24 protein-coding genes are annotated in these 24894 nt (G+C 62.7%); 18 read left to right on the plus strand and 6 right to left on the minus strand.

From position 1 onward, the window contains the following. Together AACY45_RS08280 and AACY45_RS08285 are read left to right on the plus strand one after the other, a co-directional pair. A partial coding sequence (locus AACY45_RS08280) for an ABC transporter permease subunit (RefSeq protein WP_339544992.1) occupies nucleotides 1-455 on the plus strand: 455 nt, incomplete at its 5' end. 68 nt (nucleotides 456-523) lie between these two features. Further along, nucleotides 524-1288 (plus strand): ABC transporter ATP-binding protein, encoded by a 765-nt coding sequence (locus AACY45_RS08285; RefSeq protein ID WP_339544993.1) that lies wholly within the window; start codon nucleotides 524-526, stop codon nucleotides 1286-1288. A gap of 43 nt (nucleotides 1289-1331) precedes the next feature. Here AACY45_RS08285 and AACY45_RS08290 read toward each other — a convergent pair whose 3' ends face one another. Both AACY45_RS08290 and AACY45_RS08295 read right to left on the minus strand, forming a co-directional pair. Next, nucleotides 1332-1970: a LysE family translocator gene (locus tag AACY45_RS08290; RefSeq protein WP_339544994.1), complete on the minus strand. Its 639-nt coding sequence runs from the start codon at nucleotides 1968-1970 to the stop codon at nucleotides 1332-1334. An 82-nt stretch (nucleotides 1971-2052) separates the two neighbouring features. After that, nucleotides 2053-2679 (minus strand): alanyl-tRNA editing protein, encoded by a 627-nt coding sequence (locus AACY45_RS08295; RefSeq protein WP_339544995.1) that lies wholly within the window; start codon nucleotides 2677-2679, stop codon nucleotides 2053-2055. A 91-nt stretch (nucleotides 2680-2770) separates the two neighbouring features. Between AACY45_RS08295 and AACY45_RS08300 the strand changes: the two genes are divergently transcribed. Beyond that, a complete protein-coding gene (locus AACY45_RS08300; protein ID WP_339544996.1) occupies nucleotides 2771-3769 on the plus strand; it encodes a LysR family transcriptional regulator in 999 nt (332 codons plus the stop codon). A 189-nt stretch (nucleotides 3770-3958) separates the two neighbouring features. On the opposite strand, the gene AACY45_RS08305 is transcribed toward AACY45_RS08300, so the two are convergent. Together AACY45_RS08305 and AACY45_RS08310 are read right to left on the minus strand one after the other, a co-directional pair. After that, complete coding sequence (locus AACY45_RS08305) at nucleotides 3959-4357, minus strand: PA2817 family protein (protein WP_339544997.1); 399 nt, start codon at nucleotides 4355-4357, stop codon at nucleotides 3959-3961. Nucleotides 4358-4452: 95 nt separating this feature from the next. Further along, on the minus strand, nucleotides 4453-6900 hold the full coding sequence (locus AACY45_RS08310) for an acyl-CoA dehydrogenase (RefSeq protein ID WP_339544998.1): 2448 nt from the start codon (nucleotides 6898-6900) through the stop codon (nucleotides 4453-4455). A gap of 249 nt (nucleotides 6901-7149) precedes the next feature. Between AACY45_RS08310 and AACY45_RS08315 the strand changes: the two genes are divergently transcribed. From AACY45_RS08315 to AACY45_RS08330, 4 genes are all read left to right on the plus strand, one after another. Continuing rightward, nucleotides 7150-7809: a transglutaminase-like domain-containing protein gene (locus tag AACY45_RS08315; RefSeq protein WP_339544999.1), complete on the plus strand. Its 660-nt coding sequence runs from the start codon at nucleotides 7150-7152 to the stop codon at nucleotides 7807-7809. 43 nt (nucleotides 7810-7852) lie between these two features. Then, on the plus strand, nucleotides 7853-8476 hold the full coding sequence (locus AACY45_RS08320) for a glutathione S-transferase family protein (RefSeq protein ID WP_339545000.1): 624 nt from the start codon (nucleotides 7853-7855) through the stop codon (nucleotides 8474-8476). Nucleotides 8477-8609: 133 nt separating this feature from the next. After that, complete coding sequence (locus tag AACY45_RS08325; RefSeq protein WP_339545002.1) at nucleotides 8610-9542, plus strand: ABC transporter ATP-binding protein; 933 nt, start codon at nucleotides 8610-8612, stop codon at nucleotides 9540-9542. Continuing rightward, nucleotides 9539-10318 carry an ABC transporter permease gene (locus tag AACY45_RS08330; RefSeq protein WP_339545003.1) on the plus strand — a complete coding sequence of 260 codons (780 nt, stop codon included), beginning with the start codon at nucleotides 9539-9541 and terminating at the stop codon, nucleotides 10316-10318. The genes AACY45_RS08325 and AACY45_RS08330 overlap by 4 nt, the downstream gene beginning before the upstream one ends. Nucleotides 10319-10368: 50 nt before the next feature. Here AACY45_RS08330 and AACY45_RS08335 read toward each other — a convergent pair whose 3' ends face one another. Beyond that, on the minus strand, nucleotides 10369-10890 hold the full coding sequence (locus AACY45_RS08335) for a DUF2062 domain-containing protein (RefSeq protein ID WP_339545004.1): 522 nt from the start codon (nucleotides 10888-10890) through the stop codon (nucleotides 10369-10371). A 135-nt stretch (nucleotides 10891-11025) separates the two neighbouring features. On the opposite strand from AACY45_RS08335, the gene AACY45_RS08340 reads away from it, so the two are divergent. The 11 genes from AACY45_RS08340 (at nucleotide 11026) to AACY45_RS08390 (ending at nucleotide 21524) form a co-directional block, all read left to right on the plus strand. Then, entirely contained in the window at nucleotides 11026-13266 is a 2241-nt protein-coding gene (locus AACY45_RS08340) for a DNA internalization-related competence protein ComEC/Rec2 (RefSeq protein ID WP_339545005.1), read from the plus strand. Between the two features lie 105 nt (nucleotides 13267-13371). Next, nucleotides 13372-14007: a MotA/TolQ/ExbB proton channel family protein gene (locus AACY45_RS08345; protein WP_339545007.1), complete on the plus strand. Its 636-nt coding sequence runs from the start codon at nucleotides 13372-13374 to the stop codon at nucleotides 14005-14007. Then, entirely contained in the window at nucleotides 14004-14432 is a 429-nt protein-coding gene (locus tag AACY45_RS08350; RefSeq protein WP_339545008.1) for an ExbD/TolR family protein, read from the plus strand. The genes AACY45_RS08345 and AACY45_RS08350 overlap by 4 nt, the downstream gene beginning before the upstream one ends. Continuing rightward, nucleotides 14432-15442, plus strand: coding sequence for a tetraacyldisaccharide 4'-kinase (lpxK, locus tag AACY45_RS08355; protein ID WP_339545010.1), 1011 nt, complete (start codon nucleotides 14432-14434; stop codon nucleotides 15440-15442). The genes AACY45_RS08350 and lpxK overlap by 1 nt, the downstream gene beginning before the upstream one ends. Nucleotides 15443-15467: 25 nt before the next feature. Next, nucleotides 15468-15653: a Trm112 family protein gene (locus AACY45_RS08360; protein ID WP_095167619.1), complete on the plus strand. Its 186-nt coding sequence runs from the start codon at nucleotides 15468-15470 to the stop codon at nucleotides 15651-15653. Then, nucleotides 15650-16414, plus strand: a complete 765-nt coding sequence (gene kdsB / locus AACY45_RS08365; protein ID WP_339545012.1) for a 3-deoxy-manno-octulosonate cytidylyltransferase — start codon at nucleotides 15650-15652, stop codon at nucleotides 16412-16414. The genes AACY45_RS08360 and kdsB overlap by 4 nt, the downstream gene beginning before the upstream one ends. Then, nucleotides 16414-16878 (plus strand): low molecular weight protein-tyrosine-phosphatase, encoded by a 465-nt coding sequence (locus AACY45_RS08370; protein WP_339545013.1) that lies wholly within the window; start codon nucleotides 16414-16416, stop codon nucleotides 16876-16878. Before kdsB ends, AACY45_RS08370 begins: the two co-directional genes overlap by 1 nt. Then, nucleotides 16875-17894, plus strand: a complete 1020-nt coding sequence (murB, locus tag AACY45_RS08375; RefSeq protein ID WP_339545015.1) for a UDP-N-acetylmuramate dehydrogenase — start codon at nucleotides 16875-16877, stop codon at nucleotides 17892-17894. The genes AACY45_RS08370 and murB overlap by 4 nt, the downstream gene beginning before the upstream one ends. A gap of 233 nt (nucleotides 17895-18127) precedes the next feature. Next, nucleotides 18128-18598, plus strand: coding sequence for a (2Fe-2S)-binding protein (locus tag AACY45_RS08380; protein WP_339545017.1), 471 nt, complete (start codon nucleotides 18128-18130; stop codon nucleotides 18596-18598). After that, nucleotides 18595-20910 (plus strand): xanthine dehydrogenase family protein molybdopterin-binding subunit, encoded by a 2316-nt coding sequence (locus AACY45_RS08385; protein WP_339545018.1) that lies wholly within the window; start codon nucleotides 18595-18597, stop codon nucleotides 20908-20910. Before AACY45_RS08380 ends, AACY45_RS08385 begins: the two co-directional genes overlap by 4 nt. Further along, complete coding sequence (locus AACY45_RS08390; protein ID WP_339545019.1) at nucleotides 20907-21524, plus strand: nucleotidyltransferase family protein; 618 nt, start codon at nucleotides 20907-20909, stop codon at nucleotides 21522-21524. Before AACY45_RS08385 ends, AACY45_RS08390 begins: the two co-directional genes overlap by 4 nt. Nucleotides 21525-21631: 107 nt before the next feature. Here AACY45_RS08390 and rne read toward each other — a convergent pair whose 3' ends face one another. Further along, nucleotides 21632-24799: a ribonuclease E gene (gene rne / locus AACY45_RS08395; RefSeq protein WP_339545020.1), complete on the minus strand. Its 3168-nt coding sequence runs from the start codon at nucleotides 24797-24799 to the stop codon at nucleotides 21632-21634. Between the last annotated feature and the right edge of the window lie 95 nt (nucleotides 24800-24894).

Consider the following 24894-nt stretch of genomic DNA (forward strand, 5'->3'; position numbering starts at 1 on the left):
CCGCGATCCGTGCGCAACCGGTGCTCGACGCGTTCTTCCGTGACGCGATGAACTGCACCATCCTGGCCTTCGCCCTGAACACCTGCGCCTACACCACGGAGATTTTCGCCGGGGCGATTCGCAGCATGAACCATGGCGAAGTCGAGGCTGCCAAGGCCTATGGCCTGACGGGCTGGAAGCTGTATGCCTACGTGATCATGCCTTCGGCCCTGCGCCGTTCGTTGCCCTACTACAGCAACGAAGTGATCCTGATGCTGCACTCCACCACCGTGGCCTTCACCGCAACCATTCCGGACATCCTGAAAGTCGCGCGGGATGCCAACTCGGCGACCTTCCTGACCTTCCAGTCGTTCGGCATCGCCGCGTTGATCTACCTGGCCGTGACCTTTGCCCTGGTCGGTCTGTTCCGGGTGGCCGAACGCCGCTGGCTGGCGTTCCTCGGCCCTGCCCATTAAGGGCGGCAGTCACCGTTTGCGACCTGCGCGTTGCAACGAACCCTTTTTCTTTCTGGATGTTTGCGCCCATGTACAAACTGACCATTGAAGAGTTGCACAAGAGTTACGGTAGCCACGAAGTGCTCAAGGGGGTTTCCCTCAAAGCCAAGACCGGGGATGTGATCAGCCTGATCGGCGCCAGTGGCTCGGGCAAGAGCACTTTTTTGCGCTGCATCAACTTTCTCGAAACCCCCAACGACGGTGCCATGAGCCTGGACGGCAAGTCGATTCGCATGATCAAGGATCACCATGGCATGCGCGTGGCCGACGACGCCGAGCTGCAACGCCTGCGCACCCGCCTGGCGATGGTGTTCCAGCATTTCAACCTGTGGGGCCACATGACCGTGCTGGAAAACATCAGCATGGCGCCGCGCCGGGTGCTGGGTGTCAGCAAGAAAGACGCTGAAGAGCGGGCCCGCCGCTATCTGGAAAAGGTCGGCCTGCCAGCGCGTGTGGCCGAGCAGTACCCGGCGTTCCTCTCCGGTGGCCAGCAGCAGCGGGTGGCAATCGCCCGTGCGCTGGCGATGGAGCCGGAAGTCATGCTGTTCGACGAGCCCACCTCGGCCCTGGACCCGGAGTTGGTGGGTGAGGTGCTCAAGGTGATCCAGGGGCTGGCTGAAGAAGGCCGGACGATGATCATGGTCACCCATGAAATGAGTTTTGCGCGCAAGGTCTCCAATCAGGTGCTGTTCCTGCATCAGGGGCGAGTCGAGGAGCAGGGAGCGCCAGAAGAGGTGCTGGGCAATCCAAAGAGTGAGCGTCTGCAGCAGTTTCTCAGCGGTAACCTGAAGTAAGTGCCCGCGCGTCCGGCCTCGGGGCTGGACGCGCGCAGCTTTTTTACAGTGAGAGCAGCAAGCGCCCGGCGAACAGAATCAGGATCACGCCCATGGTCCGTTCGAACCAGTGGCCCATGCGCATGAACTGCTGGCGCACCCGGTTGCTGGAAAAGAACAGCGCCACCAGGACAAACCACAGGGCGTTGACCAGGCACATCCACAGACCGTATAGCGCCTGCACACCCAGCGGCGTGGTGGCGCTGATGAGGGTGGTGAAGATCGCCAGAAAGAACAGTGTCGCCTTGGGATTGGTGGCGTTGGTCAGGAAGCCGGTGGTGAAGGCTTTGCGCAGGCTCTGCGGTGCCTCGGGTGCAGCGGCGACCGGTTCGCTGTCAAGCGTCGACTTGGGTTTGCTGCGCAGCAGGCTCACGCCCAGATAAACGATATAGCCTCCCCCCAGCACCTTGGCCACGGTCAGCAGCCAGGGCGTGGTGTGCATCAGTGCGCCGACCCCCAGCACCGTGTACAGCACATGCACTGAAATGCCCGCGCCAATACCCAGCGCAGTGCAGATTCCCACCCAGCGGCCAAACCTTACGCTCTGGCGAATCGTCACCGCAAAATCGGGCCCAGGGGCCACCACGGCGAGAAAGTGGATGGTCGCCAACGCCAGGAACTCGCCCAGATAATTCGAAAGCATCTCAACTCCAGCAGGTAAGGGGGCATGCTCGGGCGAGCATGCCGGTAGCGTGTGCTTCGGGGGCGGGGCAGGCCGGGGGGGCTCAGCTGACGTCGTAGCGCACGGACAGCGTGCCCTTCTTCTGTGAGAGGCTGGCGATGGTCACCGTGCCCAGCTCCTGCAAGCGCCGTACATGGGTGCCGCCGCAACCGTAGGCGGGCAGCTCACCAAAGCTGATTTCCCGCGCGCCTTCGCGCAGTGAGGTGAGGCGCGGCAGGTCGTCTTCAATCCACTGGGCCAGGGCGTCTTGCAGGGCACAGGCATCGAACTCTGTGGGTGTCTCGCCCGGCTTGAACGTCACCCGTCCCTCACCTGGCCAGTGATGACCCTTGATCGGAATCCAGCCGAGGGTTTCGGCAAAGTGCCCGATCAAGTGCCCGGCCGTATGCAGCCGGGTATTGAGCTGGCGACGTTGCTCGTCGAGGCGGATGCGGGTCATGCCGGGGCTGATGGGCCGATCGACGTAGTGCACGATGCGCTCGGGCTCCTGAACCACCCGCAGGACCTGGCTTTCGCCGATCCAGCCGGTGTCGCAGAGTTGACCGCCACCTTGGGGATGGAACAGCGTGGCACGCAGTACGACGGCATGTTCGTTCTCGTGGGGCGTGCACTCCAGGACTTCCACGTTGGCACTGTGTTCATCGCTGTGGAAGAACAGGCGAAGCGTCATATTCCAGGCTCTTATCAACATTTCCATTTTTTATTATATGGATGGCGCAATAGCGTGATAATCCGTTCAAACATCAAAGGACTGTTGCGCTGTGAGCATAAATCTCCCGTTACCGCTGTTGGGTGAAATGGCGATTTTCGTCAAGGTGGTCGAGACCGGTAGTTTCTCGGAAGCGGCCCGCCAGCTGGGTTCCTCGCCGTCAGCGGTGAGCCGTAGCATCTCGCGCCTGGAAAAAGCCCTGGCCACCCGCTTGCTGCAACGCACCACCCGCAAGTTGCGTCTCAGCGATGGTGGCGAAGAGGTATTCAAGCGCTGCCAGGAGATGGTCAGCGCTGCCCGTTCGGTCATGGAAATCAGTGGCCAGTTCACCCAGGAGGCCGAAGGGTTGGTGCGGGTCAGCGTACCCAAGGCAGTGGGGCGGTTTGTGATCCATCCGCATATGCCGGAGTTTCTGCGGCGCTACCCCAAGGTCGATGTCGAGTTGCTCCTGGAGGACCGCGAGGTCGACCTGATCGATGACCATGTCGACCTGGCGATCCGCATCACCGACCGCCCGCCGGTGGGGCTGGTGGGGCGGCAGTTGCTGACCATCGACCACCTGCTGTGTGCGACGCCGCAGTACCTGGCAGAGCACGGCACGCCGAGCCATCCCCACGACCTGCTGAACCACAGTTGCATCTACCTGGGTGAAACCCCGAGCGATGCGCGGTGGAAGTTCAAGCAGGGCAGCAAGACCGTCACTGTCGGGGTGCGCGGGCGGTATGCCGCCAACCACACCGGGGTGCGCCTGGGGGCCGTGTTGCAGCACATCGGTATCGGCAGCCTGCCGTACTTCACCGCCCGGCATGCCCTTGAGCAGGGGCTGATCGTGCAGGTGCTCCCGGAATGGACCTTTCTCGCCTCCTACAGCGGTGGCGCCTGGTTGCTGCATTCGCCGACGCGCTACCTACCGCCCAAGCTGCGGGTGTTCATCGATTATCTGGTGGAGTGCCTGGAGAAGGAGCCGACGCTGAGCAAGCCGGGTAAATCCGCGGGTACGGGCGCACGGGTGGCGCACTATGAGTTGCCAGAGAGTGAGGGGCTGTTCTGAGGGACTGCGGACAGGGGCGAGCTTGCTCGCGCTGAGCTTAAGAGCGGCGGGGTGATTCAGGCTGTACGTGTGATCGTTAACGTCCATCGCGAGCAAGCTCGCTCCTACAGTGTCCTTGGCTTACACCGACAATTTTGTAGGGGCTGGCTTGCCAGCGAACAGGGCCGCAAGCCATTGCAGGGCTGTTGATCAGTGCTTGCTGTCCTGGTTCGACAGGGCCATCAGTTGTTTTTCCTGGTTCCAGTCGAAGGGTTCGTCGTTCTGTTCGGCTTCGAAGCGACGCTCCTCCAAGGCCTGGTACAGGTCGATCTCATCGTCGGGCATGTAGTGCAGGCAGTCACCGGCGAAGTACCACAGCAGGTCGCGTGGGACCATATGGGCGATCTGCGGGTAGCGCTGGATGATCTGGCACATCAGGTCCTGGCCCAGGTACTGGCTTTCGATCGGATCGATCGGCAAGGCAGCGCGCAGTTCATCGAAGCGCTCCAGGAACAGCTCATGGCTTTCTTCCGGAACCTGCTCGGCTTCACCGACAGCGACCAGGATACTGCGCAGGAGGTCGAGCTGGACGAGAGTTTGGTCGAGCATAGCGGGAGTCCTCTAGAACTAAAGCAAAACGGGCGCCGGAGTATATAGCCCTGGCGCCCGTTTTTCATCTCCGCCGCGCTGGACGGGCCTGGGTCCTAGCGGACTTTACCCTCGGCCAGTTGCAGTTGCTCCTTGGAAAAGTCATCGACGTCGATCACCCGGCGGCGTGCCACTTCGGCTTCGCGCAGGCTCTGCGCCTCCACGGCTTGCAGCACACCGGCCTCGAGGGCCGCATCAATGAGGTTCTCCCCGGCAGCGGGTTTGAACTGCCCGCTCTTGAGCGCGAGTTGGACTTTTTTCTGCAGCGGATGGACCGCATTGAGCAGGTTGCAGGCATGTTGCAACGCGCCCACCGGGTCTTCGACGGTTTGCGGACGGTAGCAACCGCCCAACAGTTCTTCGAGGGTCGGGTCGCCCTTGGCCCGGCCGATCACGCCTGCCACCTCGGCACCGAGTCTGTCGTCCGGGCCTTTGTGCCGGCGCCCGAACGGGAACACGATGACCCGCAGCAGGCAGCCCAGCACCTTGCTCGGGAAATTGCTCAACAGTTCGTCCAGCGCCCGCTCGGACTGACCCAGGCTTTCCTCCATCGCCCAGGTGAACAGCGGCCGCATGTGTTCGGGCGAGTCGAGGTCGTGATAACGCTTGAGTGCGGCAGAGGCCAGGTACATGTTGCTCAGTACATCGCCCAGGCGGGCCGACAGGCGCTCGCGCCGTTTCAGTTCGCCACCCAGCAACATCATGCTCAGGTCGGCGAGCATGGCGAAGGCCGCCGCCTGGCGGTTGAGCGCGCGGAAGTAGCCCTGGCTGAGTTTGTCGCCGGGACTGTGCTCCAGGTGACCAAAACCGAGGTTGAGCACCAGGGTGCTGGCCGCGTTGCTCACGGCAAAGCCGATGTGCTTGAGCAGCAGGCCGTCGAACTCTTTCAGTGCCTGCTCCTTGTCTTCGCGGCCGGCGAGGGCCATTTCTTTCAGGACGAACGGATGGCAGCGGATCGCACCCTGGCCGAAGATCATCAGGTTGCGCGAGAGAATGTTCGCGCCCTCCACGGTGATGAAAATGGGCGCCCCCTGCCAGCTACGTCCCAGGTAGTTGTTCGGGCCCATGATGATCGCCTTGCCGCCATGCACGTCCATTGCATGGCTGATGCACTCGCGACCCCGTTCGGTGAGGTGATACTTGAGCACCGCCGAGAGGACCGAGGGTTTTTCGCCAAGGTCCAGGGCACTGGCGGTGAGCATGCGCGCCGCGTCCATCATCCAGGCATTGCCGCCGATGCGCGCCATGGCTTCTTGAATGCCTTCGAAGGCCGAGAGCGGCACGTTGAACTGTTCGCGCACCTGGGCATATTGGCCGGTGACCAGGCTGGTGAACTTGGCGGCGCCGGTGCCTACGGCCGGCAACGAAATCGAGCGCCCCACCGACAGGCAGTTCATCAGCATCATCCAGCCCTTGCCGAGCATCTCCTGGCCGCCAATGAGGAAGTCCAGGGGCACGAACACGTCCTTGCCGGAATTGGGGCCGTTCATGAACGACGCGCCGAGGGGCTGGTGGCGCCGGCCGATTTCCACCCCGGCGGTATCGGTGGGAATCAAGGCCAGGCTGATGCCCAGGTCTTCCTCGTCGCCCAGCAGATGGTCCGGGTCATAAGCCTTGAACGCCAGGCCGAGCAGGGTGGCGACGGGGCCCAGGGTGATGTAGCGCTTTTCCCAGTTCAGGCGCAGGCCCAGGGTTTCCTCGCCTTGCCATTGGCCTTTGCAGATCACCCCGGTGTCCGGCATCGCGCCGGCGTCGGAACCCGCCAGCGGGCCGGTCAAGGCGAAGCAGGGGATGTCGTCGCCACGGGCCAGCCGCGGCAGGTAGTGGTTGCGTTGTTCTTCGGTGCCGTAGTGCAGCAACAGTTCGGCCGGCCCCAGTGAGTTGGGGACCATGACGGTGGAGGCGAGGTCGCCGCTGCGGGTCGCCAGTTTCATCGCCACTTGGGAGTTTGCGTAGGAGGAGAACCCCTTGCCGCCGTATTCCCGGGGAATGATCAGGGCAAAAAAGCCATTGGCCTTGATGTGCGCCCAGGCTTCGGCCGGCAGGTCCATGGTCTGGCTGATCTGCCAGTCGCTGACCATGGCGCAAAGCTCTTCGGTCGGGCCGTCGAGGAAGGCTTGCTCTTCTTCGCTCAACTGCGCCTTGGGATAGGCCAGCAGTTTGTTCCAGTCCGGGCGGCCGCTGAACAGTTCACCGTCCCACCAGACGGTGCCCGCATCGATGGCGTCGCGTTCGGTTTGCGACATCGGCGGTAGGGTTTTCTGGAACCAGCTGAACAGCGGGGCGCTGAAAAACTTGCGCCGCAGATCTGGCAGGAGCAGAGGCGCGGCCACGGCCGCCAGTGCGATCCAGAAAATCAGCAGCAACCAGCCGGGTGCATGACTCAGGATGCCCATCGCCAGCAGGTAGACGGCGACGATGCCCAGGGCGGGCAGGGGCGCGGTGCGGCGGTGAGCCAGATAGGCAATTGCGACCACCAGAACCACTATCCACAACAGCAACATATTCAATCCTCCGTGAAACCAGGGTCAAAACCACCCCAAGAGCTTAGTCGGCATCTGCCAAAGGGGGCGGTTGGCACTATGTGTTTGAATGGGTAGGAAACAGGGGGTGTGTTTTCGCTTGTGAAACCGGGCGGCGAGCTGAAAAAAGCTGCGTGAGGTGTGCGACAAGCGCTCATGTTTGGCCGAAACGTCGTTATCTCTGTGCTGAGTGTCTCGCTAGACTCGGGGCTTCCCCAGGAGAGTGTTCTCATGCACGAGTATCTGAGTCCCGGCCGCTTCATCGATAGTGACCACCCCTCGGTGGTGGAGTTCGCCGAAAAACATCGGGGCAGCAGTCGTGACCCGATCGCGCAGGCGGTCAATCTCTATTACGCGGTACGCGAGGCCGTGCGCTACAACCCTTATACCTTCAGTCGTGACCCCGAGACCCTGCGCGGCAGCTTTGCGTTGGCCGCCGGAGAAAGTTACTGCGTCCCCAAGGCCACATTGTTGGCTGGCTGTGCCCGGCATTGCGGGATAGCCGCGCGCATCGGCCTGGCGGACGTGCGCAATCACCTGTCGACCCCGCGCCTGGTCGCCCTGCTCAAGAGTGATGTGTTCGCCATGCACGGGTACACCGAGTTGTATTTGCAGGGGCGCTGGGTCAAGGCGACGCCGGCGTTCAATGCGCAGCTGTGTGACGTGTTCGATGTGCCGGCGCTGGCGTTCGACGGGATCAACGACAGCGTGTTTCATCCCTTCAACCGCCAGGGACAGCTGTCCATGGAGTACCTGGTGGACCATGGCCAGTTTGCCGATGTCCCCGAAGCGTTCTTTTACGAGCATCTGCAACAGTGCTATCCCCATCTGTTCAGCGAGCGGATGCCGGCCTTGCTGGGTGACATGCAGAGCGATTTGTCTGACGCCTGATCCGGCGTAGACTGCCCCGGCATTCATCCATTGAGGGAAGGTCATGCTGAAGATCTGGGGTCGGAAAAACTCGTCGAACGTCAGGAAACCACTGTGGGCGGCGCAGGAGCTTGGCCTGGCCTACGAGGCCATCGACGCCGGCGGCGCGTTTGGGGTTGTCGATACGCCCGAGTACCGCGCCATGAACCCCAACGGCCGGGTGCCGGTGATCGACGATGACGGGTTTGTGCTGTGGGAGTCCAACACCATCGTGCGTTACCTCATGGCCCGTCACGCCAATGGAACCGCTTGGTATCCAGCCGATGTTCAGGCCCGCGCCAGCGCCGAAAAATGGATGGACTGGGCCACCTCCAGTTTCGCCGGTCCCTTTCGCACCGTGTTCTGGGGTGTGTTGCGCACCCCGCCCGCGCAGCAGGACTGGTCGGCCATCCGTGCCGCGATCAAGGAGTGCGAAGCCTTTCTGGCGATGGCGGATCAGGCGTTGGCCAGCCAGCCCTACCTGTCCGGTGCCGAGATCGGCATGGGCGACATTCCCCTGGGCAGTTTCATCTATGCCTGGTTCGAGATGCCTATCGAACGCACCCCGCAGCCCCACCTGCAAGCCTGGTACGCGCGCCTGAAACTGCGCCCGGCCTATCAGCAAGCGGTCATGACCGCGTTGACTTAATACTGACTATCAATATGCATGACTGTACTTGTGCGGCGTCGCCAAGCACCATAACGCTCATGCGCCGCGGTGGTTTTGCTCGCCGCGAGCCCCAACGTATTTCTCACTTCCCTTCTTGGTGCGTAAATCCGATATGAGTTCTGCTCTGTCCATCCGGCAGCTAACCAAAACCTACGGCAACGGTTTCCAGGCCCTGAGTGGTATCGATCTGGATGTCGCTGAAGGTGACTTCTTCGCCTTGCTCGGCCCCAACGGCGCCGGCAAATCCACCACCATCGGCATTCTCTCGACCCTGGTGAACAAGACCAGCGGCACCGTCAACATCTTCGGCCACGACCTGGACCGCAACCCGGCCGCGCTCAAGCGCAGCATCGGCGTGGTGCCCCAGGAGTTCAACTTCAACCAGTTCGAAAAGACCTTCGACATCGTGGTGACCCAGGCCGGCTACTACGGTATTCCCTCCAGGGTCGCCAAGGAACGGGCTGAGCAGTACCTGACCCAGCTGGGCCTGTGGGACAAGCGAGATGTGCCGTCGCGCTCACTGTCCGGTGGCATGAAGCGCCGCCTGATGATCGCTCGGGCACTGGTTCACGAGCCACGCCTGCTGATCCTCGACGAGCCCACTGCCGGCGTCGATATCGAACTGCGGCGCTCGATGTGGAGCTTTCTCACCGAGCTGAACCAGAAAGGCATCACCATCATCCTCACCACCCATTACCTGGAAGAGGCCGAGCAACTGTGCCGCAACATCGGCATCATCGACCACGGCACCATTGTCGAAAACACCAGCATGCGCAACCTGCTCGGCCAGTTGCATGTCGAGACGTTCCTGCTCGACCTCAAGCACGACATGCAGGTGGCACCGCAGTTGATCGGCTACCCGAGCCGGCTGATCGACAGCCATACCCTGGAAGTCCAGGTGGATAAAGCGGTCGGTATCACCGCGTTGTTCGCGCAATTGGCGACGCAGAACATTGAAGTATTAAGTCTGCGCAATAAAACCAATCGCCTCGAGGAGCTGTTCGTGTCCCTGGTGGAGAAAAATCTGGCGAAGGTGGCCGTATGAGTTCCGAACTGCAACCCAACCTCGTTGCCCTCAATACCATCGTTTACCGTGAAATCCGCCGGTTCACCCGGATCTGGCCGCAGACCCTGCTGCCGCCGGCGATCACCATGGTTCTGTACTTCGTGATCTTCGGCAATCTGATTGGCCGGCAGATCGGTGACATGGGTGGCTTCACCTACATGGAGTACATCGTGCCGGGGTTGATCATGATGTCGGTGATCACCAACTCCTACGGCAACGTGGTGTCGAGTTTCTTCGGCAGCAAATTCCAGCGTTCCATCGAAGAGCTGATGGTGTCGCCGGTCTCACCCCATACCATCCTGATCGGCTACACCCTGGGCGGCGTGCTGCGCGGCTTGATGGTCGGGGTGATCGTGACCTTGCTGTCGTTGTTCTTCACCGACTTGCAGGTGCATCACCTGGGCGTGACCGTCCTGGTGGTGGTGCTGACGGCCACTATCTTCTCGCTGTTGGGGTTCATCAACGCAGTGTTTGCACGTAACTTCGACGATATCTCGATTATCCCGACCTTCGTGCTGACTCCCCTGACCTACTTGGGCGGGGTGTTCTACTCCATCAGCCTGCTGCCGCCGTTCTGGCAGACGGTCTCGCTGGCCAACCCGGTGCTGCACATGGTCAATGCCTTCCGCTACGGCATTCTTGGTGTCTCCGACATCAAGATCAGCATCGCCATCACCTTCATGCTGGTGGCCACCGTGGTGCTGTACATCGGTTGTGCTCGATTGCTGGTCAGTGGCCGCGGGATGCGTACCTGATACAGGCAGCCTGAGACAAAAAAATGCGGCACCCCATGGGGTGCCGTTTTTTATTTGGTCAGTCGAGCTTTTTTGCGCCGCGTCCATTGCCGGCCAACCCACCAACGCCAGTAGGTCATGGTCATGCAGTAAGCCAGGGCGCCGAGCACCAGGCCGGCTACCACCGAACCCAGCAGGAACGGTTGCCACAGCGTCGACAGTTCACCGCTGATCCATTCCCAGGTCAGTTCCTCCGGCAGGCTGCGGGCAGGCACATTCATCAGCCAGGCGCCGGTCTGGTAGGTACAGAAAAACACCACCGGCATGGTGATCGGGTTGGTCAACCAGACCAGGCTCACCGCGATCGGAATGTTGCCCCGCACTGAAATCGCCAGTGCAGCCGCCACCAGCATCTGCATGGGGATGGGTAAAAAAGCGGCAAACAGGCCCACGGCCATGGCCCGGGCTACCGAGTGCCGGTTGAGGTGCCAGAGGTTGGGGTCATGCAGCAGGGTGCCGAGAAAGCGTAAGGACTTGTGTTCCCTGATGCTGCTCGGGTCTGGCATGTAACGTTTGAATAAGCGCCGGGGCATAGGGCTTCTCGGTCAGTTCAGGCGGCAAGTATGCCCGGATTCCAGCACGCACCCATTCAGACTTTGTGACAATTAATAAATACGCGGCGGCGTGACTCGGCTAATCCAAGAGGGGGCACTCTCAAGGACGGGCTTATGCGCACAGGGATGTTGGCGCTCGCACTGGGTCTGTTGACCCTGGTTTTTTTGCCGGCCCTACCGCCGGTCGGGTTGATGCTGGCGATGGTATTGCTGGCGTTGATGTTGCTGCCGTTTCGCACCTATCCGCTGGCGTTGTTTCTGCTGGGCCTGGTGTGGGCCTGTAGCAGTGCGCAGTGGGCGCTCGATGAGCGTCTGGCGCCGGAGCTCGACGGCCAGACCCGCTGGATCGAAGGCCGGGTGGTGGGGTTGCCGCAATACGCATCAGGGGTGGTGCGTTTTGAATTGGCCGATGCCCGGGCACGGCGTACCGAGGTGCCGAAGTTGCTCAGGGTGGCCTGGTATGACGGGCCACGGGTCAACAGTGGCGAACGCTGGCGGCTGGCCGTGAAGCTCAAGCGTCCAGTGGGCCTGCTCAACCCCCACGCCTTTGATTACGAGGCCTGGCTGTTGGCGCAACGCATCGGTGCCACGGCTACCGTCAAGGACGGACAGCGCCTGCAGCCCGCACAATGGGCCTGGCGCGACGCGGTTCGTCAGCGCTTGCTGGCCGTCGACGCTCAGGGCCGGGAGGGTGCGCTGGCGGCGTTGGTGCTGGGCGATGGCTCCGGGTTGAGCCGCGCCGACTGGCACGTCTTGCAGGACACCGGCACCGTGCACTTGCTGGTGATTTCCGGGCAGCACGTGGGTTTGCTGGCGGCAATGGTCTATCTGCTGGTTGCGAGCCTGGCCCGGTATGGTTTGTGGCCGCAGCGCCTGGCGTGGTTGCCCTGGGCCTGCGGCCTGGCGTTCGCCGCGGCGCTGGGGTACGGGCTGCTGGCCGGATTCGAAGTGCCTGTGCGCCGGGCCTGCGTGATGATTGGCCTGGTGTTGTTGTGGCGCCTGCGTTTTCGCCATCTGGGGGCTTGGTGGTCATGGCTGCTGGCGCTGAATGCGGTGCTGTTGCTGGAGCCTTTGGCCAGTTTGCGCCCGGGGTTCTGGCTGTCGTTTGCCGCGGTGGCGGTACTGATCTTTACCTTTGGTGGGCGACTGGGGCCTTGGCGCTGGTGGCAAACCTGGACCCGCGCCCAGTGGTTGATTGCCCTGGGTTTATGTCCGGTGCTGTTGATCCTCAACCTGCCTATCAGCCTCACCGGTCCCCTGGTCAATCTGTTGGCCGTACCCTGGATCAGCCTGCTGGTGTTGCCCCCAGCCTTGCTGGGCACGTTGTTGCTGCCAGTGCCCTATGTCGGGGAGGGCCTGTTGTGGCTGGCTGGTGGTTTGCTCGATGGACTGTTCAGCGCGCTGGCCTGGGTGGCGGGGAAACTGCCGGCCTGGGTGGCGCCGCCAGTGCCTTTGTGGGCCTGGGCGATCGCCGTGCTGGGCGCGGTGTTGCTGTTGTTGCCCAAGGGCCTGCCGTTGCGGCTGCTCGGCTGGCCGATGTTGCTGCTGCTGGTGTTTGCGCCGCCCCGGGAGGTGCCAGAAGGCCTGGCCGAAGTCTGGCAACTGGATGTCGGTCAGGGCCTGGCGGTTGTGGTGCGCACCCGTCAACACACCCTGCTCTATGACGCGGGCCCGGGTTTTCGTGACTCCGACCTGGGGGCGCAGGTGGTCCTGCCGGCGTTGCGCAAGTTTGGTGTTCGTCACCTGGACCTGATGCTGATCAGTCACGCCCATGCCGATCACGCCGGGGGCGCGCGCTCGATCTGGCGTGGCCTGCCGGTCACCGAGGTGATCAGTGGCGAACCGCAGGATGTGCCGGACGAATTGCATGCGTTGCCCTGTGCCAGTGGCAAGCAGTGGGAGTGGGACAGTGTGCGTTTTACCCTGTGGCATTGGTCTGGGGCGACTGACAGCAATCAGAATTCCTGCGTGTTGCAGATTGAGGCCAAGGGTGAGCGCTTGTTGTTGACCGGCGATATTGACGCTCGTGCCGAGCGGGTGTTGCTCGGTTCGGCACTGGCGGTCAGCAGCCATTGGCTGCAAGCGCCGCACCACGGTAGCCGCAGTTCCTCATCCGAGGCTTTTGTCCGCACACTGGCGCCCCAGGGGGTGCTGATTTCCCGGGGGCACGGCAACAGCTTCGGCCACCCCCATCCCCAGGTGATCGAGCGTTATCAACACCATGGGGTGCAGATCTATGACAGTGCCGAGCACGGCGCGGTGCGCCTGTTATTGGGAGCGTTCGCGGCGCCGCAGGCGATGCGTAGCGCGGCACGTTTCTGGCGCACTGCACCGTCCGTCAGCCCTGCACCCTGAGACGGCGCGGCGCGGTGTCACGGCCGGGCACGGTCGTCGGCGGGCCGGGCCTCTATGGTCAGTCTGTATGCTAAAGTGGCGCACTTTTTCGAGGGGACTGTCACTGTGTGGGAATTGGTCAAATCCGGCGGCTGGATGATGTTGCCGATCATTTTGAGTTCGATCGCTGCATTGGGCATTGTCGCCGAGCGTCTGTGGACCCTGCGGGCCAGCCGTGTGACCCCGGAGCACTTGCTCGGGCAGGTCTGGGTGTGGATCAAGGACAAGCAACTCAACAAGGAAAAACTCAAGGAATTGCGTGCCAACTCGCCGCTGGGGGAAATCCTCGCCGCGGGCCTGGCCAACTCCAAGCATGGTCGCGAGATCATGAAAGAGTGCATCGAAGAGGCCGCCGCTCGGGTCATTCATGAGCTGGAACGCTACATCAATGCACTCGGCACCATTGCCGCCATGGCGCCATTGCTGGGGCTGCTGGGCACGGTGCTGGGCATGATCGAAATTTTCAGTTCGTTCATGGGAGCGGGCATGACCACCAACGCCGCGGTACTGGCCGGCGGTATCTCCAAGGCATTGATCACCACGGCCGCGGGCCTGATGGTGGGGATTCCGTCGGTGTTCTTCCACCGGTTCCTGCAGCGCCGCATCGATGAACTGGTGGTCGGCATGGAGCAGGAGGCGATCAAGCTGGTCGAAGTGGTGCAGGGCGACCGTGATGTCGATCTGGCCGAGGGCAAAGCGTGAAATTCCGCCGCAAACCACGGGAGAATGTGGACATCAACCTGGCGTCGCTGATCGACGTGGTGTTTATCCTGCTGCTGTTTTTCGTCGTGACCACCACCTTCACCCGGGAAACCCAATTGCGTGTCGACTTGCCAGAGGCGGTCAGCGGCTCGCCGGCCGAAGAACAGCAGGCCAAACAGCTGGATGTCGCCATCAGCGCCGACGGTACGTTCTCGGTGAACAACCAGGTACTGCCCAAGAACGACCTGGCCAGCGTGATCGATGCGCTGAAAAAAGAATCCAATGGCGACACCAACCTGCCGCTGTCCATCAGCGCCGATGGCAAGGCCCAGCACCAGGCGGTCATCACCGCCATGGACGCCGCCGGCAAGCTGGGGTTCACCCATTTGCGCATGACCACTGTTGAGGCGGCTCCGGCACCCTGATGGCCATGTCCGATCGATTGCTCGCCGCGTGGTACGCCGGTCATCCGGCGCTCAAAGTATTGTGGCCGCTGGAGTGGTTGTACCGGCGCGTGGTCACGGCCAAACGCCAACGATTCCTGGCGGGCGAGGGCGAGATCTACCAGCCCCCGGTGCCGCTGATCGTGGTCGGTAACATCACGGTCGGGGGCACCGGCAAGACGCCGTTGATTCTGTGGATGATCGAACACTGCCAGCGCGCCGGCCTGCGGGTCGGGGTGGTCAGTCGCGGCTACGGTGCGACGCCGCCCCAGTTGCCCTGGCGGGTCGAGGCGCAACAGACTGCGGCGGTAGCAGGCGATGAGCCGCTGCTGATCGTCCAGCGCACGGGCGTGCCCCTGATGATCGACCCAGACCGTAGCCGCGCCGTACAGGCGTTGCTGGCCGCTGAGCCGCTGGACCTGATCCTTTCCGACGACGGCATGCAGCACTACCGCCTGGCGCGCGACCTGGAGCTGGTGCTGATCGATGCCGCGCGTGGCCTGGGCAATCGTCGTTGCCTGCCGGCGGGGCCGTTGCGTGAGCCGGTGGAGCGCCTGCAAAGCGTCGATGCGGTGCTGTACAACGGCGCCCTGGCCGATGCCGACGATGGTTTTGCATTCCGCCTGCAACCCACGGCGCTGGTCAACCTGCTGACCGGTGAACGCCGTGGCCTCGAGCATTTTCCTGCGGGGCAGGCGTTGCACGCAGTGGCCGGGATCGGCAATCCGCAACGTTTCTTCACTACCCTTGAAACGCTACACTGGCAGCCTGTGCCGCACGCCTTTGCCGACCACGCGCAATACAGTGCGGCGGCCTTGAGTTTCACGCCATCGCTGCCACTGGTCATGACGGAAAAGGATGCGGTGAAATGCCGAGCCTTTGCTGCCTCCGACTGGTGGTACCTGGCGGTCGACGCTGCGCCTTCACCGGCTTTCGTGGCCTGGTTCGACACGCAGCTGATGCGGCTCTTGCCCGCACGTCTTTTGCCTTAAAACGCTTTTTTCCAGGGAGTTTTTCATGGACACCAAATTGCTCGACATCCTCGCCTGCCCGATCTGCAAAGGTCCGCTCAAGCTCAGCGCCGACAAGACCGAACTGATCAGCAAAGGTGCCGGCCTGGCATTTCCGATTCGTGATGGCATTCCGGTCATGCTGGAAACCGAAGCCCGTACCCTGACCACTGAAGAGCGCCTGGACAAATGAGTAACGCGTTCACCGTGGTGATTCCGGCGCGATTTGCCTCCACGCGCCTGCCAGGCAAGCCCCTGCAGATGATTGCCGGCAAGCCAATGGTCCAGCACGTCTGGGAACAGGCGCGCAAAAGTGCCGCCCAGCGAGTGGTGATCGCCACTGATGACGCGCGCATTGTCGAGGCCTGCCAGGCCTTTGGTGGCGAAGTGGTGATGACCCGGGTCGACCACAACTCCGGCACTGACCGCCTGGCCGAGGTCGCCACTCAGTTGGGCCTGGCACCAGATGCCATCGTGGTCAACGTCCAGGGCGACGAGCCGTTGATTCCGCCGAGTGTGATCGACCAGGTCGCCGCCAACCTGGCAGCCCATGCCGAAGCGGGCATGGCGACCCTGGCCGAACCGATCGAAGACCTTGAAACCCTGTTCAACACCAATGTGGTCAAGGTCGTCAGCGACCTCAATGGCCTGGCGCTGACCTTCAGCCGGGCGACCCTGCCGTGGGCGCGCGACCCGTTCGCCAAGAGCCAGGCACACATGCCTGAGGGCGTGCCGTACCGCCGTCATATCGGGATCTACGCCTATCGTGCCGGCTTCCTGCATGACTTCGTCAGCTGGGGCCCGTGCTGGCTGGAGGACGCCGAGTGCCTGGAGCAACTGCGCGCACTCTGGCACGGTGTGCGCATCCATGTCGCCGATGCCCTCATTGCCCCGCCGGCGGGGGTCGACACCCTTGAAGACCTCGAGCGCGTCCGTCGCCTGCTGGAGGCCTGATGCGGGTTTTGTTTGTTTGCCTGGGGAATATCTGCCGGTCGCCGACGGCCGAGGGCGTACTGCGGCATAAATTGCGGACAGCCGGGCTGACCGGGCAGGTCGACGTGGCCTCTGCCGGCACTGGCGACTGGCATGTTGGCAATCCGCCGGACAAGCGCAGCCAGGCCGCGGCGCTGCGCCGTGGCTACGACCTGTCGACGCAGCGGGCGCAACAGGTAACGCGCGCCGACTTCTCCAGCTACGACCTGATCCTGGCCATGGACCAGAGCAACTTGCGTAACCTCAAGGCCCTGCAGCCGGCCCAGGGCAAGGCTGAGCTGGACCTGTTCCTGCGTCGTTATCAGTCGAGTGTCGATGACGTGCCGGATCCTTACTACGACGGTGAGCATGGCTTCGAACAGGTGCTGGACCTGATCGAGCAGGCCTGTGATTTGCTGGTGATTGAATTGAAGGGACGCTTATGACTTTGCACCTGCAGTCGCAGGTTTCGCTCAAGCCATTCAACAGCTTTGGCGTGGACGTGCGTGCGCAACTGTTCGCCGAGGCCCAGAGCGATGACGACGTTCGCCAGGCGCTGGCCTATGCCGGCGAGCACGGGGTGCCAATGCTGGTGATTGGCGCAGGCAGCAACCTGCTGCTGACGGCGGACATCCCAGCGCTGGTGCTGCGCATGGCCACTCGCGGTATTCGCCATCTGAGCGATGATGGCACGCGCGTGGTGATCGAAGCCGAGGCGGGCGAAGCCTGGCATCCCTTTGTGCAGTGGACGCTGGCGCAGGGTTTGTCAGGCCTTGAGAACCTCAGCCTGATTCCCGGTACGGTAGGCGCGGCGCCGATGCAGAACATCGGGGCCTATGGGGTGGAGATCAAGGACGTGTTCGCCGGACTGACGGCCCTCGATCGCCAGACCGGCGAGCTGCGGGATTTCACCCTGGCCGAATGCAACTTCGCCTACCGCGACAGCCTGTTCAAGCAACAGGCCGGCCGCTGGTTGATCCTGCGGGTGCGGTTCGCCCTGGACCGGGTCGAGCAGTTGCACCTGGAGTACGGCCCGGTGCGCCAGCGCCTGACCGAGCAGGGCATTGAGCATCCGAGCGCCAGCGATGTCAGCCAGGCGATTTGCAGCATTCGCAGTGAGAAGCTGCCTGACCCGGCCGTGCTCGGCAACGCCGGCAGCTTTTTCAAGAACCCGGTGGTCGGCGCCCAGCTTGCCGCGCAAATTCGCCTCGCGCACCCGGGCCTGGTCGGTTATCCACAAGCCGATGGTCAGGTCAAGCTGGCGGCCGGCTGGTTGATCGAGCAAGCGGGGTGGAAAGGTTTTCGCGAAGGCGACGCTGGAGTACACCGCTTGCAATCGCTGGTGCTGGTCAACTATGGCGGTGCCACCGGGCTTGAACTGCTCGAGCTGGCGCAGCGGATCCAGAAAGACATATTCGAGCGTTTTAATGTCGAGCTGGAAATGGAGCCAAACCGCTATTGAGCTACGCTTGAACGCTGAACCCAGAGCCCTGCACACCCTAGTGGTTGCAGGGCTTTTTTGTTAATGATCAGTTAACGTGATCTTCTGACGATGTTTTCATTTGCTCCACTGAAGGCCCGGTGAAGACCTATCTTCACAAGAGAGCCCATTAGCCTGAGTCGATCTGCGTGTTCCGAACCTACAGCGCGGCAGATAACTCGACCCCATAACCTCATGCAGATGCGGGCGTGCCCATGATTACCCTGAAGCTCAATGGTCAAGACCATCAACTGGACGTCAGCGAGGACATGCCGCTGCTCTGGGCGATCCGCGACGTTGCCGGTTACAGCGGCACCAAGTTTGGCTGCGGCATGGGCCTGTGCGGTGCCTGCACCCTCCATATCGACGGTGCCCCGGCGCGCAGTTGTATCACCCCGATCGGCTCGGTCGTCGGTCAGGACGTCAGCACCATCGACAACCTGCACCGCGACCCGCTCGGCCAACGGGTCCAGCAAGCCTGGCTCGATACCGCCGTCGCGCAGTGCGGCTTCTGCCAGGGTGGCCAGATCATGTCGGCCACGGCATTGCTCAAGACCCATCCCAACCCCAGCGATGAGCAGATCGAGACCGCGATGGTCGGCAATATCTGCCGCTGCGGTACCTATAACCGGATCAAGACCGCTATCCGCCAGGTGGCGACCCATCTGCAGGAGGCCAAGGCATGAGCCGCTTACCCAGCGATTTTGTCCTGAGCAATTTCAGTCGACGAGGCTTCCTCAAGGGTGTCGGCGCTACGGGGGCACTGGTGCTGGCGGCCAGTTGGGGTTGGCAGGAGGCGTTTGCCGAGGAGAAGAAGTTTGGTGCCGACGGCATGCCCAATGGCTGGGTGGATGACCCCAAGGTGTACGTCAGCATCGCCGTCGACGGCACGGTGACGGTGTTGTGCAACCGCTCGGAAATGGGCCAGGGTGTGCGCACCAGTTTGAGTATGGTGGTGGCCGATGAGCTGGACGCCGACTGGGCCATGGTCAAGGTCCGCCAGGCGCCGGGCGATGAAGTGCGTTTCGGCAACCAGGACACTGATGGTTCGCGCAGCATGCGCCACTGGTACGAGCCGATGCGCCGGTGTGGGGCTGCGGCGCGGACGATGCTGGAGCAGGCGGCGGCCAATCAATGGCAAGTGCCGGTCGGCGAATGCCGGGCGCAATTGCACACCGTCATCCATCAGCCCAGTGGCCGTCAGTTGGGCTATGGCGCGTTGGCCGAGGCGGCCGCTACCTTGCCGGTGCCTGCGCGGGAAGGCCTGCGGCTCAAGCAGCCGTCGGAGTTTCGTTACATTGGCAAGGAGTCGGTCCGTGCCATCGACGGCGAAGACATCGTCACCGGGCGGGCGGTCTACGGTGCCGATGTGCACTTCGAAGGCATGCTCTTTGCGACTGTGGCGAGGCCGGCGGTGTATGGCGGCACGGTCAAGTCGTTTGATGCCAGTGCGGCGCTGAAGGTGCCGGGGGTGGTCAAGGTGATGCAGATCGACAGCCGGCCGATTCCCTCGGAATTCCAGCCGTTGGGTGGTGTGGCGGTGATCGCGAGTAACACCTGGGCGGCGATCAAGGGGCGCGAGGCACTGAAGATTGTCTGGGACGACGGCGCCAATGCCCACTATGACTCCATTGCCTACCGCAAGGTGCTGGAAGCTGCCGCGCTCAAACCAGGCAAGATGGTGCGCAGCACCGGTAACATCGATGAGGCACTGAACAGTGCGGACAGCAGCTTGGAAGCGGCCTATTACTTGCCTCACCTGGCGCAGTCGCCGATGGAGCCGATGGTGGCCGTCGCGCGCTTCAAGGAGGGCCAGTGCGAAGCCTGGGCGCCGAGCCAGGCCCCCCAGGTCACCCGTGAGCGCATCGCCGAACGCCTGGGCATACCCTTGGACAAGGTCAGGGTCAACGTCACCTTGCTCGGCGGTGGTTTCGGGCGCAAATCCAAGCCGGACTTCATCCTCGAGGCGGCGATCCTGGCCAAGGCGTTTCCCGGTAAGGCCGTGCGGGTGCAGTGGACCCGCGAAGACGATATCCATAACGCCTACTTTCATACGGTGTCGGCCGAATACCTCAAGGCCAGTCTCAATCAGGACGGCATGCCGTCCGGCTGGCTGCACCGCACCGTGGCGCCGAGCATCACCGCGTTGTTCGCGCCGGGGATGAATCACGAAGCCGCTTTTGAGCTGGGCATGGGCTTCACCAACATGGCCTACGCGATTCCCAATGTGCGCCTGGAAAACCCTGAAGCCGCTGCCCATACCCGGGTCGGCTGGTATCGCTCGGTGTCGAACATTCCCCATGGCTTCGCCATCCAGAGTTTTGTCGACGAACTGGCGCACAAGGCCGGCCAGGATCCATTGAAGTACCAGATCAAGCTATTGGGGCCCGATCGGCAGATCGACCCACGGACCTTGAGCGAGGAGTGGAACTATGGCGAATCCCCCGAACGTTACCCAATCGACACCGCGCGCCTGCGTACTGTGCTGGAAACCGCCGCCCAGGCCGCCGGCTGGGGTCGCGAGTTACCCAAGGGCCGTGGCCTGGGGTTGGCGGTGCACTACAGCTTTGTCACCTATGTGGCGGCAGTGATCGAAGTGGAAGTCAGCGGCGACGGCACGCTGGTGGTACACAAGGCGGACATCGCCGTCGATTGTGGTCCGCAGATCAATCCCGAGCGCATCCGCTCGCAGTTCGAGGGGGCTTGTGTAATGGGGCTGGGCAACGCCGTGCTGGGGGAGATCAGCTTCAAGGACGGCAAGGTCCAGCAGGACAACTTCCATATGTACGAGGTGGCGCGCATGTCCCTGGCGCCAAAAGAACTGGCGGTGCATCTGGTCACGCCGCCGGGCAATGTCCCGCTGGGTGGGGTCGGTGAGCCGGGCGTGCCACCCATTGCGCCGGCGCTGTGCAATGCGATCTTTGCCGCGACCGGCAAGCGTATCCGCAGTTTGCCCGTGCGTTATCAGCTGCAAGGCTGGCAGCAGGCCGAGGCATGATGGTGCGCGCGCAGCGCAATATTGGCGCGATCATTCTTGCGGCAGGGCAGGGCAGTCGTTATCGGCAAGTGGCCGGCGTCCACCAGGACAAGCTGCTGGCGCTGTGCAAAGGGCGCGACGGGAGTGTCCGGCCGGTGCTCGAGCACAGCCTGCGCAACTTGCCGGACAGTGTCCAGGCGCGCTGGCTGGTGACCACACCGGACCGTCCCGAGGTCGCCCGGCTGGCTCGTGCCTACGGCTGCGAGGTGCTGTGGCTGGCATCGACAGGGATGGGCGAGAGCATCGCCGTGGCGGTGGCGGCCTGCCCGGGGCTGGAAGGCTGGTTGGTGGTGTTGGGGGATATGCCGTTTATCTTGTCGGCGACTATCGATGAGGTCGTGGCCCAGGTGACGGCCGATACCATCAGTGTGCCGGTGCAGGCGGGGGAGTTCGGCCACCCCGTGGGGTTTGGGGCCTCATTTGGCCCGGCCTTGATGGCCTTGTCGGGAGACCGTGGGGCCAAGCCGTTGTTTGCTGCGGCCAAGGTGGTCGAGGTAGTGGTCGAGGACGGTGGGGTTCTGTGGGATGTGGATGTGCCGCAAGCGCTGGTCTTTGGTGAGTCAACCGGGCGATAGGTGGAGCCTTTCATGCTTATCGCGAGCAGGCTCCCACAGGGTTGGATGTGAGCATAAAAAAAGCCCCGCCTGATTGCTCAGGCGGGGCTTTTTAGTGGCGGATGGAATCAGGCGAGGGGTTTAGGCTCGTGCTCTTTTTCCAAGGCCTCAGGGTGTTGCTCGACCACTTCTTCGACGGAACGCAGGTTTTCGTCAATGGCAGGGGCGGCAGGCACTTCAGCGACCAGGGCCGGTGCAGCAGCGGCAGCCAGTTCGGCTTCCTTCTGCAGGCGCTCGGCTTCACGCTTGCGGCGACGCACTTCACGTGGGTCGTTCGGCGCGCGACCGTTTTCGGTCAGGACCACGGCAGGCGCAGCTTCGACAACCGGTGCGGCTGCTTCAGCCACTACCGCTGCTTCAACTGGCGCTGGTTCGGCAGCCACTTCGGCAACCGGTGCCACAACCTCGGCAACCACGGCTTCAACCACGGCTGGCTCGGCCACCCAGTTGAAGGCGGTCTGCTCTTCGCGGGCTTCTGGCGCCTGTTCGGCGATCGGCGCTTCGACAGCAGGCGCTTCAACCACCATAGGGGCTTCGACAACTGCCTCTACAGCGACGGGTGCTTGAACCACTGTCTGGGCTTCAGATGCTACTTGCGGTTGTGCTTCAACAGCCTGGGTTTCAACCACGGGCGCCACTTCCACAGCAGGAGCGGCTGGCGCTTCGACTGGGGTGCTGGCTTCCACGGCTGGCACTTCAACCTGAGCGGTTTGCTGAACAACTTCTTCAGTCACGGCGGCGGTTGCACGTTCAGCTTGCTGATGAGCCTCGGCTTCGGCTGGAGCACTGATCACGGTGCTGGCAACAGCAGCGGTCACGGCAAGGCCAGCAGCCAGTTCAGCGCCTGTTGGCTCTTCGCTGCCTTCGGACTCTTCCGAGCCTTCGATGACATTGCCGTTGGCATCACGTTGACGCTCACGACGGTTGCTGCGGCGACGCTGGCCACGGGAGCGGCGGCGTGGACGATCGCCTTCGGCGTTGTCCTGGCCATCTTCCGACAGTTGCTCTTCGCTGGTTACCAGTTCTTCTTCGGCAACCGGGGCAGCAACCTGTTCGGCACGTGGTTGACGCTCTTCACGCGGCGGACGCGGTGCACGCTCTTCGCGTGGCTGGCGAGCCGGACGCTCTTCAGCGACGGCGGTAGCAGCAACAGCGGCAGCGGGTGCGGCATCCAGTGGTTCACGCAGTTCACGTACCGGACGGTCCTCACGATCGCCACGTGGCTTGCGCTCTTCACGTGGTGGACGTGGAGCACGCTCCTCGCGAGGGGCGCGAGGGGCGCGTTCTTCGCGAGCGACGGTCGGGGTTTCTTCACGGGCTTCGCGTGGTTGACGCTCTTCGCGCGGCTCACGTGGAGCGCGTTCTTCACGCGGTGCACGTTCTTCGCGTGGCTTGCGTTCTTCATCGCGGCGACCGTTACGGTTGCGGCTCTGCTGACGACCGTTGCGACGCTCTTCGTTGCGGGCCGGACGCTCGGCGGCAGGTTTTTCAACCACTACCGGAGCGGCGGGCTCTTCCTTGGTGGCGAACAGGCTGACCAGCGACTTCACCAGGCCCTTGAACAGGCTAGGCTCTGGCACAGCAACCGGAGCGGCTACCGGAGCCGCAGCGACTTCTACCGGCATCGGTGCGTTGGCGCGGGCTGGCGCGGTCTTCACGGCGGCTTCCTGGCGAACCAGGGTGCGGGTGGCGGCGGCCGGTTGGACTTCTTCCACTTCAGCCGCGGCAGCTGCGATTTCGTAGCTGGACTGGTTGGTGTGGGCTTCCGGGCTGTCATCGCGCAGGCGCTGCACTTCGAAGTGCGGCGTTTCGAGGTGATCGTTCGGCAGGATGACGATGCGGGCGCGGGTGCGCAGTTCGATTTTGGTGATCGAGTTGCGTTTTTCGTTGAGCAGGAACGCTGCCACCGGGATTGGCACCTGGGCGCGAACTTCGGCGGTACGGTCTTTCAGGGCTTCCTCTTCGATCAGGCGCAGGATCGCCAGCGACAACGATTCAACGTCACGGATGATGCCGGTGCCGTTGCAACGCGGGCAGACGATGCCGCTGCTTTCGCCCAGGGATGGACGCAGGCGCTGACGGGACATTTCCAGCAGGCCGAAGCGCGAGATGCGACCGACTTGCACGCGAGCGCGGTCGGCTTCCAGGCATTCGCGGACTTTCTCTTCCACGGCGCGCTGGTTCTTGGCAGGGGTCATGTCGATGAAGTCGATGACGATCAGGCCGCCGATGTCGCGCAGGCGCAACTGACGGGCGATTTCTTCGGCGGCTTCAAGGTTGGTCTGCAGGGCGGTTTCTTCGATGTCGCTGCCTTTGGTGGCGCGCGCCGAGTTGATGTCGATGGACACCAGGGCTTCGGTCGGATCGATGACGATGGAGCCGCCGGAAGGCAGTTCGACGACGCGCTGGAAGGCGGTCTCGATCTGGCTTTCGATCTGGAAACGGTTGAACAGCGGCACGCTGTCTTCGTACAGCTTGATCTTGCTGGCGTACTGCGGCATCACCTGGCGGATGAAGGTCAGGGCTTCGTCCTGGGCTTCAACGCTGTCGATCAGCACCTCGCCGATGTCCTGGCGCAGGTAGTCGCGGATCGCACGGATGATCACGTTGCTTTCCTGGTAGATCAGGAATGGCGCGGAGCGATCCAGCGAGGCTTCTTTGATGGCGGTCCACAGTTGCAGCAGGTAGTCGAGGTCCCACTGCATTTCTTCGCTGCTGCGACCAAGGCCGGCAGTGCGCACGATCAGGCCCATGTCAGCCGGGGCAACCAGGCCGTTCAGGGCTTCACGCAGTTCGTTGCGCTCTTCGCCTTCGATGCGACGGGAAATACCGCCGGCACGTGGGTTGTTCGGCATCAGCACCAGGTAACGACCGGCCAGGCTGATGAAGGTGGTCAGGGCGGCGCCCTTGTTGCCACGTTCTTCTTTTTCGACCTGAACGATGACTTCCTGGCCTTCGCTCAGGACGTCCTTGATGTTGACGCGACCTTCAGGGGCTTTCTTGAAGTATTCGCGGGAGATTTCTTTGAGGGGCAGGAAGCCGTGGCGCTCAGAGCCGAAATCGACAAAGGCAGCCTCAAGGCTTGGTTCGATGCGAGTAATCCGGCCTTTATAGATGTTGGCCTTCTTCTGCTCGCGTGCACCGGATTCGATGTCCAGGTCGTAGAGGCGCTGGCCATCTACCAGTGCAACACGCAACTCTTCGGGTTGAGTTGCGTTAATCAGCATTCTTTTCATGTAGTACCGTCGGTTTCCGGGCTGCCGGAAACGGCGTTCGGCACACACGACTTCTCACGGTCGGTGTCAGGTGCGTCGGGAGTGGTTGGCCATTC

The sequence above is a fragment of the Pseudomonas sp. RA_35y_Pfl2_P32 genome, from assembly GCF_963970735.1.
In the GTDB taxonomy this organism is placed as follows: Bacteria; Pseudomonadota; Gammaproteobacteria; order Pseudomonadales; family Pseudomonadaceae; genus Aquipseudomonas.

Bases quoted from the DNA above. Each gene is read 5' to 3' on its own strand.
- AACY45_RS08320 (WP_339545000.1), top strand. From the start codon at position 7,853: ATGCTGAAGATCTGGGGTCGGAAAAACTCGTCGAACGTCAGGAAACCA.
- AACY45_RS08325 (WP_339545002.1), top strand. From the start codon at position 8,610: ATGAGTTCTGCTCTGTCCATCCGGCAGCTAACCAAAACCTACGGCAAC.
- AACY45_RS08385 (WP_339545018.1), top strand. From the start codon at position 18,595: ATGAGCCGCTTACCCAGCGATTTTGTCCTGAGCAATTTCAGTCGACGA.
- AACY45_RS08315 (WP_339544999.1), top strand. From the start codon at position 7,150: ATGCACGAGTATCTGAGTCCCGGCCGCTTCATCGATAGTGACCACCCC.
- murB (WP_339545015.1), top strand. From the start codon at position 16,875: ATGACTTTGCACCTGCAGTCGCAGGTTTCGCTCAAGCCATTCAACAGC.
- rne (WP_339545020.1), bottom strand. From the start codon at position 24,799: ATGAAAAGAATGCTGATTAACGCAACTCAACCCGAAGAGTTGCGTGTT.
- AACY45_RS08305 (WP_339544997.1), bottom strand. From the start codon at position 4,357: ATGCTCGACCAAACTCTCGTCCAGCTCGACCTCCTGCGCAGTATCCTG.
- kdsB (WP_339545012.1), top strand. From the start codon at position 15,650: ATGAGTAACGCGTTCACCGTGGTGATTCCGGCGCGATTTGCCTCCACG.
- AACY45_RS08390 (WP_339545019.1), top strand. From the start codon at position 20,907: ATGATGGTGCGCGCGCAGCGCAATATTGGCGCGATCATTCTTGCGGCA.
- AACY45_RS08295 (WP_339544995.1), bottom strand. From the start codon at position 2,679: ATGACGCTTCGCCTGTTCTTCCACAGCGATGAACACAGTGCCAACGTG.
- AACY45_RS08380 (WP_339545017.1), top strand. From the start codon at position 18,128: ATGATTACCCTGAAGCTCAATGGTCAAGACCATCAACTGGACGTCAGC.
- AACY45_RS08370 (WP_339545013.1), top strand. From the start codon at position 16,414: ATGCGGGTTTTGTTTGTTTGCCTGGGGAATATCTGCCGGTCGCCGACG.
- AACY45_RS08285 (WP_339544993.1), top strand. From the start codon at position 524: ATGTACAAACTGACCATTGAAGAGTTGCACAAGAGTTACGGTAGCCAC.
- AACY45_RS08340 (WP_339545005.1), top strand. From the start codon at position 11,026: ATGCGCACAGGGATGTTGGCGCTCGCACTGGGTCTGTTGACCCTGGTT.
- AACY45_RS08290 (WP_339544994.1), bottom strand. From the start codon at position 1,970: ATGCTTTCGAATTATCTGGGCGAGTTCCTGGCGTTGGCGACCATCCAC.
- AACY45_RS08360 (WP_095167619.1), top strand. From the start codon at position 15,468: ATGGACACCAAATTGCTCGACATCCTCGCCTGCCCGATCTGCAAAGGT.
- AACY45_RS08330 (WP_339545003.1), top strand. From the start codon at position 9,539: ATGAGTTCCGAACTGCAACCCAACCTCGTTGCCCTCAATACCATCGTT.
- AACY45_RS08310 (WP_339544998.1), bottom strand. From the start codon at position 6,900: ATGTTGCTGTTGTGGATAGTGGTTCTGGTGGTCGCAATTGCCTATCTG.
- AACY45_RS08335 (WP_339545004.1), bottom strand. From the start codon at position 10,890: ATGCCCCGGCGCTTATTCAAACGTTACATGCCAGACCCGAGCAGCATC.
- lpxK (WP_339545010.1), top strand. From the start codon at position 14,432: ATGGCCATGTCCGATCGATTGCTCGCCGCGTGGTACGCCGGTCATCCG.